A 1,074-nucleotide genomic window follows, 5' to 3' on the forward strand; every position below is an offset into this window, starting at 1 on the left:
CTTTTAATGCGTAGGCAAGTGGAATAATTCGCTCAGCACTTGCTCCTCGAATGACCGCTACAATACCGCTACTTGTAATTTTCTCAATATGCATCTCAATTCTCCTTTTTTATCGTTACATTAAGCCGTTGTTTCGACTGGCTTTACACTTTGAACTTCTCTTGGCTTTTTCGTTGCGACAATGGTTAAAACTGCCGCAAGGAATAATGATCCTGCCATAAAGATATAGGAAGCGCCAAATCCTCCTGTTGATCCATTTAAAAATCCTACAATATAAGAACCGGCAAATGAACCAAGTGCGCCCATGCTATTAATTAAAGCCATTGCTCCTCCGGCAACATTACGCGGTAAAATTTCAGGAATAATCGCAAAGAACGGTCCGTACGGAGCGTACATCGTTCCTCCGGCGATAACGAGTAAAGCAARGGAAAGCCAGAAGTTGCTTGTGCCAACTAAATAAGATCCGTAAAAAGCAAGCGCTCCTACTAATAAGAACGGCCATACAAATGCGCTTCGTTTTAAAAACTTATCTGATAGATATGAAACCGTTAACATTAATACAACTGCTAATACGTAAGGAACGGACGCTAACCAACCTGTTTTCACTATACTCATGTTAGGCGCTGCTTTAATAATAGACGGCAGCCACATAACAAATCCGTAGACGCCAATACTCCATAAAGCATATTGAATGCTTAATAAAATGACAGTACGATTTTTGAAAGCTTCTTTATAGCCTTTAACAGGTTTGATTCCTTCTTGTTCTTTTTGCAGCGCATCGTGTAAATCTGCTTTTTCTTTTTTCGACAGCCAGCCTGCATCTTTTGGCTCGTCGTTTACTAGTTTCCACCATAAAAATGCCCAAATAACAGCTGGAAAACCTTCTAAAATAAACATCCATCTCCAGCCAAACGATTCTAGCAAATACCCAGAAACAATAGACATCCAAAGAACAGTTGCCGGATTTCCTAAAATTAAAAACGTGTTGGCTCTAGAACGTTCTGCTTTTGTAAACCAGTGGCTTAAAAACACTAGCATAGCAGGCATAACGGCACTTTCGACCACTCCTAAAGC

At 40.3% G+C, this 1,074-nt stretch carries 1 protein-coding gene; it reads right to left on the reverse strand.

The genetic code is table 11. The features are described from left to right. Positions 1–120 precede the first annotated feature (120 nt). Positions 121–1,074: MFS transporter (locus tag AC1DRF_RS29245; protein WP_477742475.1), on the reverse strand; the 954-nt coding region annotated here is incomplete at its 5' end.

It is taken from the genome of Priestia sp. P5_B4 (assembly GCF_056400385.1).